This window comes from Candidatus Ancaeobacter aquaticus, from assembly GCA_030765405.1.
Taxonomy (GTDB): domain Bacteria; phylum Auribacterota; class Ancaeobacteria; order Ancaeobacterales; family Ancaeobacteraceae; genus Ancaeobacter; species Ancaeobacter aquaticus.
Window position 1 is genome coordinate 167,282 of record JAVCCP010000040.1, and the last position, 14,355, is coordinate 181,636.

Below are 14,355 nucleotides of genomic sequence, written 5' to 3' on the forward strand. Positions count from 1 at the left end.
TATGAATAAGAGATATTATTATTTCTCAACCCCTAATATAATGCCAATAGTCTGCAGTGTGTTTCTCCTTTGTGTAAGTGCTGGTTGTGTTGGTAGTAATGTCCATAAAGCAGAGAATACAGCATCTGTTTCCATAGATCCCATTTATGAGATAAAACAAAGCAATAGTGAACTTATTGCAAATGCTCCTGATGTTGCGCAAATAAAATTTAAGAAAATATCCCGGTCACTATTTTCATTTTATCGCGGTACATCTCCGCTCTTTTATCGATATTGCCGGTCACATGGTGTTTCGGATGCATTAGTATCAGGCGCAACAGAAAAAATCCAGCTACACGGAGATTATCATATAGAAAATTGTGGAGCATACAAAAGTGAAGATGGGCTTGTTTCATTTGACCTCATGGATTTTGACGATACGTTCAAGGGACCCTATATACTCGATATACGTCGAGCGGCTGTATCTCTTAGAATTGTATGTGAGCAAAAAGGGTGGGAAACTAAAGCGGATGAAGTGGTCTCTCATTTTGTGAGCTCATATAGCGATACGATAGGTGGTATTGAAAGCCAGAGTATAAGCGTCGATTTTAGCTATAAGAAAGGGACATCTGTAGCGCTTATTAGAGAAATAATAGACGGTGTTGAAAATATAACGAGAAAATCCTTTTTTTCAAAGACCGGATTTACGCGCATTAATGAGTCAGGCAAGAGGATTTTTATTAAAAGCAAAACACTTCTTGAAGTGCCTCAATATGTGCATATTGAGAAGGCTATGTCTGAATATATTCGTACTCTTGATAAAAACGCAAGAAAAGAATCAACCTTCTATGCTATTAAGGATGTTGTGTTAGACAGGAAAAGCGGGATAGGGAGCGCCGGAAAGATGAAATATCTGATTCTTATCGAAGGGGTGTCAATGAGTCCGGATGATGATGTTATTCTTGAAATGAAACAAGAGGACAGCCCTGAGTGGGCGGGCGAATATGGTGACAGCTATACGAACAATGGTAAACGAGTTTATAATGGCCAGTCAGAAATGCAGTCATTATCTTATCCCTGTATCGGCTATACAACGATACAAAACAAAAATTATTTTGTTAGCGAATTTACGCCATTTTATGCTGAGCTCGAAACTAAAGAAATAAATTCATATCAAGATATCTTATCCATTGCAGAAGTAACAGCCACTCTTATTGCAAAGGGACATGTTCGGGCATCGCAAAATAGAAAAACTATAATGAAAGATATTCTTAAAGTATCGGAAAGCGGAAACCTCAAGAAAGATATCATGAATTTTTCAAAAAAGTGCTTTTTCTTTTTTGAATCGAGTTACGATAAGTTTAAAAAAAGATTAAAAGAGTATCCTCTTCTTTAAAAGCCGTAGTTCGTATTTCGTATCTAGTATCTCGTGAATAACACCTAAGAATTTCAGAAAAATATCTATGAGCTCGGTCCCTTAAGGGGATTTCAATTTTCAGGATTTAGATTCTTGGCAGACTGGCTCAATTAAAATCTTGACAAAATCGGTTCATAATAATATCATGCAATATACAAAACCTATGAAACCTATGAAAGCTATGAAAACAGATAAATCATTTTATAAGATAGCCGATCTGGCACGTGAAGTTGATCGTAGCTGTCGCACGGTAAAGGAATGGGAGAAAAAAGGCCTTATTCCAAAAGCTTCGAGAGACAGTCGAGGGTGGCGCGTGTATACTGAAAAACAGCTAAAAAAGGTTGTCAAGCTTGTGAAGGAACGTAATTATTTTCTTACATTACTCTGAGGAAAGGTCCCAATGGGAAAAAGAAATTATTTAAATACGGTTAAAGAGATTGCGATAGATATTTTTGATGGTGAAGAGTATGGCGTTATAGTATTCGATAAAAAGGGTATAGTGCAGTTTCTTAATCAAAGCGGCGCTCAGTTATTAAAGGTAAAAAATAACGATGTTTTGCAGTCGCATTATAGTTGTCTCGGATATGGTTTTCACAAAGTTGTTGATCAGGCAATCATTAACGATGTTTTAGTAAAAGACTCTATTATAGATTTCAAGACGTCTGCTGGCGTAAAAAAATATCTTAGTTGTTCCATGTATGATTTTCCTCAATTAAAAGAAGGTGGGCTCTATTGTTTAGTCGTGCATGACGAGACTCATATGATCGAACGAGATAACGTAGTGGAAAAAATGGAACGTTTTGCTACTATTGGTTCAATGGCAGCACATATTGCCCATGATATAAAGAATCCGCTCGTAGCACTCAAAACTTTTGTGGAACTCTTTCCAATAAAGTATAACGATGCTGAGTTTCGGGAGACATTTTCAAAGATTGCTCTTAAGGAGATAGTGCGAATTGAAGAAATGGTTTCGCAACTCCATGATTTTTCGGGTTCAAAAGACCTTATGCTTGAAGACATTGAATTATATAAGGTGATTGAAGATACGCTTAATTTATTTTCAATAAAATTATCTACTCAACAAATCAGAGTAAAAAAAATAGTTGATAATACATATACGAAGGTACGTGCCGATTATGGTAAAATCAGGAGAGTACTAAATAATCTTATCCTTAATGCGATTGATGCAATGCCTCATGGTGGAACACTCTCTGTTTCGAGTGATGTAAAGATAATGTATGATGAGAGTGCAAAAAAAGACATTGAAGTAATTGAAGTATCAATAGTTGACACCGGACGAGGAATTAATAGCGAAGAAATACACCGAGTGTTTGAACCATTCTTTACCACGAAAATAAGCGGGTCCGGACTGGGACTTGCGATATGTAAGAAGATCATTGAAGATCATAAAGGGAAAATTAATGTATTTAGTTCCGAACGAGGGACAGTATTCGTTATTCAATTACTTGCAATAAGAAGTCAGAATGTAAGTGCGGGAACGGCGCCTCTTCAGGAAAAAGAGAATGTGTTGTGTCGATCATAGGTCGCCATACTATTTGAAAGTGCATAGAATATGGGTTCAGTACTAGTCATAGCAAAAAGTAGCGAAACAAAGTCATTTCTCGATGATATTTTGTCGCGAAATCATAATATGCTCTACGGAGATTTGTGGAGTGAAATATCTGATATTGCCCCGATGAGCGATCTGGCAATAGTTGATTTCACCGATAATAATATCAATGCCGCGCATATTATAAACCTTATTAAAGAGAACGGCATTGATATACCTATTGTAGCGCTGTTTGACGAAAGCGAGAAGCAGATACTCAGTGAATTTAAGGGTGATTTTGTTGATACCTTTCTTTTTAAATCGTTTAATAGTGATACAATACGAACAATTATTAATCGCGAGCTGAATGCATATACAAAAAAAGAAACCATACAAAATACAAGATATAATACAGCACCTCAGCAAAGTGCTTCACGAACCTCAGCTCAAACAGCTACCCAGAGTATTCTCCTGAAATTATTTAGCATTTTTAACAGGAATATATATGATCACGATTTGTTTCTCGATAATTTTCTTGTTTTGTTCAAGGAATTGAGCCGTGTGAGTAGAGCTGCAGTAATTCTCAAGGATGAAGGTAAAGAGTCATACAGCATTAGAAGCGCTTTTGGTTTCGAAGAAAAAATCCTGCAATATGCAAAGTTTTCAGAAAATGATGGGATCCTTTCTCATCTTTCAAGAGAGCTGTCAATACTTGATAAGAATACGATACATGATTATAAAGCAGAAAAAGAGTTTACAATACTAAAAGCGTTTTATGCCCTTCCCATATACTCAAAAAAAGGTTTCTTGGGTGCATTTGTGTTTAATAATAAGATGCTCGGCGGTGCACACAGTGAAGAAGAGCTCATGTCTTTTTACGAGCTGTCGTCTGCACTTGGTGAAGTAATTGAAAGAATGAGTGATTATAAGCACTATTTTATGAGAAGTTATTTTGCTGATAAACTTATACATGTTATGAATACCGGTGTGGTGACATTTGATGGAAAAGGGAATCTGTGTGATATTAATAATACAGCTTCACGAATATTTAATATAACTCAGGAAGAAAATCTTGAAACGAAAAAAGCTCAATTGCCGCAGGATTTCCTGTCGTTGGTCAGTAGCATGATTAATGGCACTAAAGAGCATACTATACAAAATGTAGAATTACATGATGAGAGTTCAATAATTGAAGTGAATGCACGGACAATTGTTGACAGAGAAGGAAACAAAGCAGGGGTGGCGTGCACATTTGAGGATCCTTCATATGAAAAAGAAATTGAAGAAGAGGTAAGAAAATCAGAGCGGTATGACTTTGTGAACAAAATGGCACTTAGAAGCTCTCATGAATTGAGAAATTGCCTTGTATCAATAAAAACTTTTACGCAACTGTTGCCGGAAAAATATGTTGATGAACAGTTCAGGAAAGATTTCTTTTCTGTGATGACGAAAGAGGTTGAGCGTTTGAATTCTCTTGTTGATAAACTGCTTTTCTTTGCTCAACCGGTAAGCTTGAATTACTCTAGTGTTAATATTAATGAATTAATTGATAAAAGCTTGTCTCAAGTAAAAATTAATGATGAAAACTCAATAACCATCAATAAAAACTTTGCCCACCAGTCATCTTCCATCGAGGTTGATCGCGAGATGATGGTGAAAGCGTTTGAAAATATCATTCAAAATGCTGTGCAGGCAATGCAAAAAGGTGGCCGGCTTATTATTAGCACAAAGGAATCACGCTACGAAAATATACCCTGTTTTGTGATACAATTTAATGATAGCGGTAAAGGTGTAACACACAAAAAACTTGAAGATGTTTTTGATCCTTTCTTCAGCACAAAGAGCAGGGGGCTTGGATTAGGGCTTACTATATCAAATAAGATTATAGAGGAGCATCACGGGACAATACACTTTAAGAGCACTCAGGATGCAGGGAGCGATGTAACGGTAATATTGCCGTATGAACCAAATAAGAAATTTATTTTTGAGAATTTTAGTCGTTTAGGAAAGCATGCAATAAATTAAGGATATCATTATGGCAAAAAGGCATATTTTGGTCGTTGACGATGAGCTGGGCGCGCAAGAGTCATTCAAGATGATATTAAAAGATGATTATCTTGTAACAGTAGCTGATGATGGTGAGATGGCTCTTGATAAACTTAATAAGCTTAATGTACATTTAGTGATATTGGATGTCATTATGCCTGGTATGGATGGTCTAGAAGTATTAAAGCAAATCCGTTCGGTAAATATGCACATACCGGTTATTATGGTTACTGCAACGAAAACAATACGTACCGCTGTTGAAGCAATGCGCATGGGAGCGTTTGATTATATCAGTAAGCCATTTAATGTTGATGAGATTAGAAATGTGATCAAAAAAGCGTTTCAAAAAGATGTTGTTAATACTCAAGGTGATTCAAACTGTGAACAATCAAAATATGTTAGTGCAATAGTTGGTAATGATAAGGGAATCAATGATGTTTTGCGAACAGTTGAAAGAGTAAAAGATACTGATTCAAATGTCCTCATTATTGGAGAAAGCGGAACAGGGAAAGAACTTGTTTCTCGTGCTGTACATTATACTGGTAGCCGTAAAGACGGACCATTTATTGCCGTTAATTCTGCTTCTATTACAGAAAGTTTGCTTGAAAGCGAACTTTTTGGCCATGAAAAAGGGTCTTTTACAGGTGCAATGGCCACTAAGAAAGGTACATTTGAACTTGCTCATAACGGCACACTCTTTCTTGATGAAATTATTGATACATCACTTTCTTTACAGGCAAAATTATTGCGTGTATTACAAGAAAGGGAATTTAGGCGAGTTGGGGGTACAGAACTTATTAAGGTAGATGTGCGTTTTATTGCTGCAAGCAATAAGGATTTAATGGAGGCGGTGCGAGAAGGTAAATTCCGCGAGGATCTTTATTACAGGGTTGCTGTTGTTCCTATTGAGATTCCGCCATTAAGAGAACGCAAAAGTGATATACCTAAACTTATAGATCATTTCTTTAAGCAGTTATCACAAAAGATCAATTCACCGGTAAAGATGTTTTCTGATGAAGGAGTTCAATGTCTTATGAATTATGATTGGCCGGGAAATGTTAGAGAGCTACGAAATGTTATAGAAAGAGTAATTGTCACAGTTGATTCAGAGACAATATACCCTTATCATTTATCACCACAAATACGTTTGCACGAAGTAATTACGGAAATGGAAGATTCAGGAAGGACTGAAGGGTTTACACTCGAAGGATCTGTTTCGACCTATGAACGAAGAATTATTGAAGATGCATTGTCTCGTAGTAATGGTGTTCTTTCAAATGCTGCTGAATTCCTTGGAACAACCAGGAGAATATTGAAATATAAGGTGGATAAATTAGGTATCGATATTCGTTTTAAAGATAATCAGGACAGTCTAAACGACATCCTTCCGGATAAATCATCTTTTCAGAATTAATTCTACACAATTTTTAGCCTCATGCCTTGATGTCAATCAGCGTTTAAAAATGTACCATTTGAAAGCACCATCCTCCTTTCGCAGTTTGTATTCTTTAAGTTTATAACTATTGCCTTTAATGTTAACAACATGACAATGATGTAAAAATCTATCTAAAATAGCAGTTGCAGTAACTGGATTATCAAATAGTCTTTCCTATTCTGAAAATGACTTATTTGAAGTGATAATCCCACTTTTAATTCTTATATATTAATACATTCGCCACAATCGAGAGATCATTTTGATTTTGTGCGAACTATGAGTCCTATTTTATCCCGTCTAAAGATAATAGATGAGAGTGAATATAAGGGGTTACTTAATACTGATATGTTGCGCAATACTGTTATTGATGAATCTGGACAGTTATACGCTCGTATAATTCCTATATTTTCAAAATCTAATCTTAAACGATTTAATATTGATGAAGTAACATTTTTTGGATAGGGATATTTCTTTTGCTGATATGGTACGAAGCTTGAAAATACAAACTTCTGAGATCTTTGCTGTTAGAAGTCATATTGATAATGAGATATATTTTAGTTTGCCAATGAGGACAAGTGAGATATTTAATGTGGACACATTTATTAGACTAAAATCTGTCGTCGAGTCATCAATGTAATAACACAAACTATAGTATTCCGATAATCTTTTTTATTTCCTGAAGTGTTTTGATCGCAACTTGACGTGCTTTTTCGGCTCCTTCTTCAAGTAATGCATGAATGTAACGAGGATCCTCGGAAAGCTCTCTTCTTTTCTCGTAATAGGGGCTGAAGTAAGTAGTTATTTTTTTAAGAAGAGCTTCTTTAAAATCTTTGTAACCGGTACCACCTTCACGATAACGTTTTGCCATATCATCTTTTTCTTCAGATGTAGCAAAAAGAGAGTATAAATTGTAGACAGTACACTGTGAAGGATCTTTTGGTTCTGCAATAGGCGTTGAGTCAGTTTTGATGCTCATGACACGTTTTTTGAGCTGATTTTCTTCAGCAAAGATATCAATAGTGTTTTTGTATGATTTGCTCATTTTTTGTCCGTCGATACCGGGAATGATTGCGTAATGGGGCAATATATGTTCATTTGGAAGCTTGAAATATTTTTTATAGGTACAATTAAATTTAGTTGCAAGATCACGTGTTACTTCAATGTGTTGTTTCTGGTCTTTTCCGACAGGAACGAGATCAGGTTTGTATATGAGTATGTCTGAAGCCATAAGTACAGGATATGAGAAAACACCTAAGTGAGGTGTTATTCCGTGAGCGATTTTATCTTTATATGAATGACATCGTTCCAAGAGGCCTAGTGGTGCAAGAGTAGATAAAATCCACGCCAGTTCTGTTACTTGGGGAACATCAGACTGCTTAAAAAATACGGTTTTTGCACTATCTAATCCGAGAGCATAATAATCAAGTGCGACATTAGCTATATTATCCTTTAACAGGCGGGCATCTTTAATTGTCGTTAAGGCGTGATAATCAGCAATAAAGTAGTAACACTCATTATTTTTCTGCAGCTCAATATGCTGTTTGATCGCACCGAAGTAGTTGCCGATATGCAGTCTGCCTGATGGTTGGATGCCTGATAATACTCTCATGTAACCCTCTTATAGTTAATAAATTATGTGTTTTTACGTTTAATAAACGATACATTTATAGTTCATGTGAGTGGTAAAATCAATAAAATAATGTAAATATATGAGAGAGTAACATATGAAGAGTGAACAAAAATAAAAAAATTGATTTGACATAATTGGAGGGTCTACACTATAATCATCGCTCTTTTGAAATATCGCGGGGTGGAGCAGTCTGGTAGCTCGTCGGGCTCATAACCCGGAGGTCGTCCGTTCGAATCGGTCCCCCGCAACCAATATCCTATAAAGGCAGATTTTATTGTCTGCTAATTTTTTTGCGGTGAATGGTTATAGTACTATGTTTTTTATGAACACCGGGCACCGAAATTATGGCGGAGTAGCTCAGTTGGTAGAGCAGGAGAATCATAATCTCTTTGTCAGGGGTTCGAGTCCCTTCTCCGCTAGTGAAACTAAAAAGCCACGCATTTTATTATGCGTGGCTTTTTTTATAGTTGAACTATCCCCCCTGTTTTATGATTTTGGAGGCGAAGCCCGAGAAAATCTAGGGGGGATCATAACATTGAATGGCTCTCCTTAGGTATGTTTTTATGTCTACAACCCCTGACAAAGGGGGGACATCCTATGCTCTCGGAGGAACAAGAAATTCCTTCACAAATGACCTGTTATGGGCGTAGGTAAGCTTTTTGCCTGTATAGCGTGTCGTTACCTCTATATAGGCGCAATTAAGAAACATGGCAACAAAACTAAATAGAATGAAGAAGAATGGCGCTAGAGTTAAAAGAAATGCAGTTGTGAGCAGAGCTAACAATAAAAAGATCTTTAATGAAAAAATAAGGTTTGTCGCTAAAAAGACAAATGAAGTTTTTAAAACGGAAAAAATATTTTTCGTAGTAAGTATGAGCGTTGATATATAGAGGGCCATAAGCAGACCAGTTAAAAGAAAAAGTATTGTCCATCCTAAGAGAACAAGTGAGAGCAAGCTGTCGAAATGTGTGTAAAACATAATGTTTATGAGGCATAAAATAATAATAAGAATATAAGCACCATATGTCAGAGAGAATCGTATTCCGTAGAGTAAAATTCCTCTGTAGTAATCAGCGAGTGTGGTTTCTTTGTTTTCAATTATTTTTTGTGTTACATGGAAAATCGCCCCGCATGACAGGGGTATTGTGATTAAAAGGGACGAAGATAGTAAAAATATAAGATTAAAAACAATTAAAATGCCGATATTGTCAAATACAAGCCAGAAACTGTTTCGTAACGCATTTTTTGCTGAGGGGGTATACAATTCCATAGTTATTCTTTTAGAAGAGCTTATAGGTGCGAAGTAATACCTAAAATGTTATTTTGCTGGTTCAGAACTCATGAGCAGTTCTTCAAATGGTGTTTTTTTGTTTAGCATTACGTCAAGATATGGATTTTCAGACGACATATCAGTAATGCGCGGTGTGATAATAATATAAGAAATTCCTTTTTCTTTCAGAATGTTCGCAATGCCATCAGTGTGAAATCCTCCGGTTACAAGGACAGCTTTATCGATGCCGTCGTTATTCATCTTTTTAATAGTATTATCAATAAGGATATTATCTCGTTTTCGAGCTGCATTATAAAAATGTACTGCTTGAGCGATATTGTCGTCGATTACTCTTAAGTCTTTTTCGCTCGGTAGTGTAAGGTTGTACTTGTATTTGTATTTATTAAATATTGATAAGATATCTTGTGCATTAAACTGTGATTTATTATTTTTGAAATAATCATAATCGTCCGGAGAGAGCGTTAAGTCAAATAAGTTTTTGAGTGTGTAGAGATTCTTTGATACGGTGTTAATAGTTCTTTCATCGTTATTTTTGAAGGATTTTTCTTTAATAGCATCGGCAAGTGCATCACATTCCTTAATAAGCTTTGAGGTGTTTATGTTGCTCAAGATAGATATGTACTCTATATAATAAGATAAATCTTTGTAGTGTTTCATATTGATTTCTTTTTTTGTTGCCAGGGTTTTAAGGTAGGTATAGTAATCATACGCGGGAATTTTTCCGAGCCTAAAAGATAAACTTTTTGAAACGAGTTGAGTAATATCACCTTTATTCATTTTCTTGCTTAAAGCATCAATAAGCTTTCCTCTTTGGGTATCAACTTTTTTGAAATCAATTTTCTTTTCCAAAAGCGAAGCTGTATTCTGATTGCTGAAGTTAGGGTATAGTTTTAGATCGATTTCTTTTTTTGTTGCAATACGATTTAAAAATTGCGCATAGGCTAGAAACTGAATTGTATTGTTGTGGTATTTTTCAATGTGCTCATCAATTTCTTTTAATTCGGGTGAATAAATATTCTGTTTTAGGAGGGCTGTATTTCTTTCCAGAGAGGGGAGTACGTTCTTTATCTTATCTTTTAGATTAATTGTTGTTATAAATGCGTCATAGTTTTCTTTATAGACATCTTCATTTTCAATGCCATAGATAGTAAACGGGAGATCTGTGGTGATGGATAAATATTCAGGTCCGGTGATTCTTCCTTTTTTCATGAAGTATGTTGCGACTTCAGTTTTAATGTCTTTATCGGGGAATTGCGCAAAGGGGCTTGTGTCAATAATGCCGGTTGAGCCCTCTACCGCAACAAGTTTAAATCCATAATTTTTTACCAGGTCTTTAAGGATCTGAGCATTATTATTTTGCGCCTCAAAATTACAGTGCGCATCCTGTATATAACATATAGTGGCGCCGTTTGTGCCGTTGTGCCTTTCTTTAATTGTTCCAAGTGTCTCGGGAAGGTGGTACTCGAGGACATTAATCTTCTTTATTTGAGTTGGTTTGCTTTGTTCCTTGCCGAAGACTGGAGCGTTTAATGAGATGGATAGCAAAATCACCGTAATACCTGATAGTATGGTTTTCATAGTATGCCTTCTGTTATTGTGTTAAATAAATGTAACGCAATACAAATAAAAATGCAAATAAATACACAATCCAGTGTACTTCTTTTCCTTTTCCGGTTACGAGCTTTAGCAGCGCATATGAAATAAATCCGAATGCTATGCCCTCTGTGATGCCAAACGCAAATGGCATAATAATCATTGTGAGGAACGTTGGGATAGATTCTGTGGTATCGTCCCAATTTATATTTCGGATACTTTTGATCATCATGCTGCCAATAAATATGAGAGCGGGTGCTATGACAGGATATACGTATGTGCCCGGAGATGTTTCTATTCCTCCGCCGAACATCTTGGCAAGGGGGTAGAGGAAGATAGCACAAAGCATAAGTGTTCCGGTAACCATGTTTGCGAGACCTGTTCTTCCGCCTGCTGAAACACCCGCTGCACTTTCGATGTAGCAGGTAATGGTCGAAGTACCCAAGACCGTCCCTGCTGTTGTTCCTATCGCATCAGACATAAGCGCCCGTCCAGCACGAGGGAATTTGCCATTTTTAATAAAACCTCCTTGTTCACCGATTCCGATTAACGTGCCTATTGTATCGAATAAATCTAAGAAAAAAAGAACAAAAATAACAGAGATCATATTCCATGCAAAAAGACCTGAAAAATCAAATTTAAACAATGTTGGGGCTATAGATGGTGGAGCGCTGAAAACCCCTTGAAAAAGAACAGTTTTTGTAATGATACCCAGAATAGCTGTAATGAGAATTCCCCAGAGTATTGCTCCTTTAATCTTTAATGCATGCAGGATCGAGATTAGTAATAGTCCGAATAAAGATAAAAGGACATAGTTGTTGTTGAGGTCACCGAGGCCGATAAGTGTCCCTTTATGGGCGACAACTATACCTGCCCATTCTAAACCTACTAGGGTAATGAGGAGTCCTATTCCCACTGCTATTCCATCTTTGAGGCATTGAGGAATAGCATTTATAAGCTTTTCGCGAAATTTGAAAAGAGTGAGAATAAGAAGGAGTATTCCAGAAACAAAATTTGCTGCTAGTGCAATTTGCCAGGGTATTTTCATTATTCCGCATACAACAAATGCAAAATAAAAGTTATGTCCCATTGCAGGAGCAAGCGCGATAGGATAATTCGCCAAAAATCCCATGAGAAAAGTCGCAAGGGCGCTTCCAATGCAGGTTGCCATCATGACAGCGCCAAAATCCATACCGCACGATGAAAGTACAGCAGGCTGCACGAAAATGATATAGGAAAGCGTCATGAAAGTGGTCGCTCCCGCTATTATTTCGCGGGAAATAGTAGTGTTGTTTTCATGTAAACGGAAAAAAGTAACCAATTTCTTCATGAGCTTTTTTCTGTACACCAGATTGTGTGTGATGTATTTTGTGCCGTATGATGTTTATGTTAGATATTTTTTAATTATTGGCCCTAACTTTTTTTTCGTTGCTGCAGGGACAAACTTCATTGGAGTCATAATTGCGTGTTGTAGGGCGTTTTTGCATACACAGGTGTCTTTTATCGGTAAGCTTTTGATGGTTTCGAGTAATATACGTTTTGCATTTTCTGCGTTTTTGTTTAGGTTTTCTATTATTGCGTCAACGGAGACGATCTCTTCCTCCGTATGCCAGCAGTCATAATCCGTTACCATACTTATAGAAACGTAACATATCTCAGCTTCACGTGCGAGTTTTGCTTCCTGTAAATTTGTCATGCCAATAATATCAAAACCAAGTTTTCTATATGTCATAGACTCGGCATATGTAGAGAATGCGGGCCCCTCCATATTTATATATGTTCCTGATTTGTGTGCCTTTAACTTAAGTTTTTTGCATGATTTATATACAAGAGAATGTAATTGGGGACATATTGGATGGGAGAATGATATGTGAGCAACAATACCGTTGCCAAAGAATGTGCTGTTTCTCCCATCTGTTCTGTCATAAAATTGGTCAACGAGTACAATATCACGTGGTTTGTATTTCTTTTTCAAGCTTCCGACAGCGCTTACCGATAAGATTGTTCCAACACCCAATTTTTTAAACGCATAGATGTTTGCCTTAAAATTGAGTTCTGAAGGTAAAATTGTGTGGTTCGCCCCGTGTCGTGGAAGAAAATATACCGTGTGTCCGTGTATATCACCTTGCACGAGTGTGTCTGAGGGCTTTCCAAACGGTGTCGTTACGTTTACTTTTTTAATTTTAGATAAGCCATCAATATTGTATAAACCGCTGCCACCAATAATTCCGATTTTTGATTCCAATTACTCCTCCTTCTCATATATTTATTCAATAAGTTTTTTTACCGCGTTACTGAGCAGTGTTTCAGTAAAAGCTCTAATAACAAGTTCGCCCGGTGTGATATGGATTTCCTTGATGTTTCCGGTGATATAAAAATCGAATGATAGTGAGTCTTTGTTCTTTTCAACAAAGTCCATAATGAGTTTATTTGAGAAACCCATAGTTTTGTCTTCAGAAAAATCTGTATCCCAGGAAAGTATGTTTAGTTGCTCTATGGTTATTGTCTGTTTGGAATCCGTAAATACTCCATCGGTACATTTGACCTGCGAATTAATATTGATCGATCCGCGGTCAATAGTGAAAGGGACATATTGAGTAATATATGGCCAGATTTTCATGGTGTTAAATTGAGATATTGTTGTGTTTAATGTGAAATAGGGTGATTCGTGAGCCTGTGACGGATCTATTTCACCGGCTATTCTAATATTATGTGTGTTGTTATTCGTAGGGTTTGATGATGCAAAAAGCTTAAATTTTATAGCAATTATGTCGTTAGTTTTGTCGTTATATCTTTGAGTAGTCGCTAATTTGATGTTAAAGAGCGTTAGGTTATTTGTCGGAGTTGTATAGAAATCCTTAAAATGGATAGTGCCATTTTTTATATATAATTTATTAACGTAAAAGGTGTAATTATCCGTAGTAGCGGTATCTGTGCTGTTGCTGTTTGTGTCTGATAGTGTTTCTGCATATGCGCTATCAGGTTTAAAGAGATTTGTGAGTAATGCACTAGGTGTAAACGATCGAGTGATACGTTTGATGTATTCGTCGTAATTATATTCCCCCTGTGCGTTTCTTTCTATATGAAAGACAGGTGAATAGACCGCGGCATTGCTGAATATGAATTTTTTTTGCAGTAAGGGTAAGAGCTTAAATCTTAATTTTATTTTTTTTGCCTTAAATAGCGTTTCTTTTTTATTGTTAACCTCTATCTCAATTTTCGGTTGAGATATATGAATGGAACGGGTAAGTAAATAAATACGCGCATCTTGTATTGAAACCTGAGTGCCGAGCGATGCTTTTAATTGTTCCTCAATAAACGGTTTTGCGTAAGGAATAGAAAAAAAATACATGGCGATATGAAAAATAAGAGGCAAGACAATTAAGAGTATAATGTATTTTTTTAGTCTCATTTT

Annotated in this window: 12 protein-coding genes and 2 tRNA genes; 8 read left to right on the plus strand and 6 right to left on the minus strand. The window is 36.3% G+C overall.

Features of this window, described 5'->3' with window-relative positions; genetic code table 11:
* Nucleotide 1: 1 nt before the first annotated feature.
* From P9M13_04860 to P9M13_04885, 6 genes are all read left to right on the plus strand, one after another.
* Nucleotides 2–1,375, plus strand: coding sequence for a DUF2252 family protein (locus tag P9M13_04860; protein ID MDP8262616.1), 1,374 nt, complete (start codon nt 2–4; stop codon nt 1,373–1,375).
* Nucleotides 1,376–1,559: 184 nt separating this feature from the next.
* The gene (locus P9M13_04865) at nt 1,560–1,784 is read left to right on the plus strand and encodes a MerR family transcriptional regulator (protein MDP8262617.1); all 225 of its coding nucleotides are present in this window, start codon (nt 1,560–1,562) and stop codon (nt 1,782–1,784) included.
* 12 nt (nt 1,785–1,796) lie between these two features.
* Nucleotides 1,797–2,939: an ATP-binding protein gene (locus tag P9M13_04870; protein ID MDP8262618.1), complete on the plus strand. Its 1,143-nt coding sequence runs from the start codon at nt 1,797–1,799 to the stop codon at nt 2,937–2,939.
* Nucleotides 2,940–2,969: 30 nt separating this feature from the next.
* The gene (locus tag P9M13_04875; protein MDP8262619.1) at nt 2,970–4,970 is read left to right on the plus strand and encodes an ATP-binding protein; all 2,001 of its coding nucleotides are present in this window, start codon (nt 2,970–2,972) and stop codon (nt 4,968–4,970) included.
* Between the two features lie 10 nt (nt 4,971–4,980).
* Entirely contained in the window at nt 4,981–6,405 is a 1,425-nt protein-coding gene (locus P9M13_04880) for a sigma-54 dependent transcriptional regulator (protein MDP8262620.1), read from the plus strand.
* A 297-nt stretch (nt 6,406–6,702) separates the two neighbouring features.
* Nucleotides 6,703–6,888 (plus strand): hypothetical protein, encoded by a 186-nt coding sequence (locus tag P9M13_04885; protein ID MDP8262621.1) that lies wholly within the window; start codon nt 6,703–6,705, stop codon nt 6,886–6,888.
* Between the two features lie 184 nt (nt 6,889–7,072).
* On the opposite strand, the gene trpS is transcribed toward P9M13_04885, so the two are convergent.
* The gene (gene trpS / locus P9M13_04890; protein ID MDP8262622.1) at nt 7,073–8,035 is read right to left on the minus strand and encodes a tryptophan--tRNA ligase; all 963 of its coding nucleotides are present in this window, start codon (nt 8,033–8,035) and stop codon (nt 7,073–7,075) included.
* A 195-nt stretch (nt 8,036–8,230) separates the two neighbouring features.
* On the opposite strand from trpS, the gene P9M13_04895 reads away from it, so the two are divergent.
* A tRNA-Met gene (locus P9M13_04895) sits at nt 8,231–8,307 on the plus strand.
* 95 nt (nt 8,308–8,402) lie between these two features.
* Nucleotides 8,403–8,475: transfer RNA gene (locus P9M13_04900), tRNA-Met, on the plus strand.
* 176 nt (nt 8,476–8,651) lie between these two features.
* Here P9M13_04900 and P9M13_04905 read toward each other — a convergent pair.
* The 5 genes from P9M13_04905 to P9M13_04925 are packed head-to-tail and all read right to left on the minus strand — an operon-like array spanning nt 8,652 to nt 14,352.
* Nucleotides 8,652–9,326, minus strand: a complete 675-nt coding sequence (locus P9M13_04905; GenBank protein ID MDP8262623.1) for a hypothetical protein — start codon at nt 9,324–9,326, stop codon at nt 8,652–8,654.
* Between the two features lie 48 nt (nt 9,327–9,374).
* Nucleotides 9,375–10,925 carry a hypothetical protein gene (locus P9M13_04910; GenBank protein ID MDP8262624.1) on the minus strand — a complete coding sequence of 517 codons (1,551 nt, stop codon included), beginning with the start codon at nt 10,923–10,925 and terminating at the stop codon, nt 9,375–9,377.
* A gap of 13 nt (nt 10,926–10,938) precedes the next feature.
* Nucleotides 10,939–12,270, minus strand: coding sequence for an NCS2 family permease (locus tag P9M13_04915; GenBank protein MDP8262625.1), 1,332 nt, complete (start codon nt 12,268–12,270; stop codon nt 10,939–10,941).
* Nucleotides 12,271–12,324: 54 nt separating this feature from the next.
* Complete coding sequence (gene mtnP / locus P9M13_04920; protein MDP8262626.1) at nt 12,325–13,185, minus strand: S-methyl-5'-thioadenosine phosphorylase; 861 nt, start codon at nt 13,183–13,185, stop codon at nt 12,325–12,327.
* Nucleotides 13,186–13,206: 21 nt separating this feature from the next.
* The gene (locus P9M13_04925; protein MDP8262627.1) at nt 13,207–14,352 is read right to left on the minus strand and encodes a DUF748 domain-containing protein; all 1,146 of its coding nucleotides are present in this window, start codon (nt 14,350–14,352) and stop codon (nt 13,207–13,209) included.
* Nucleotides 14,353–14,355 lie beyond the last annotated feature (3 nt).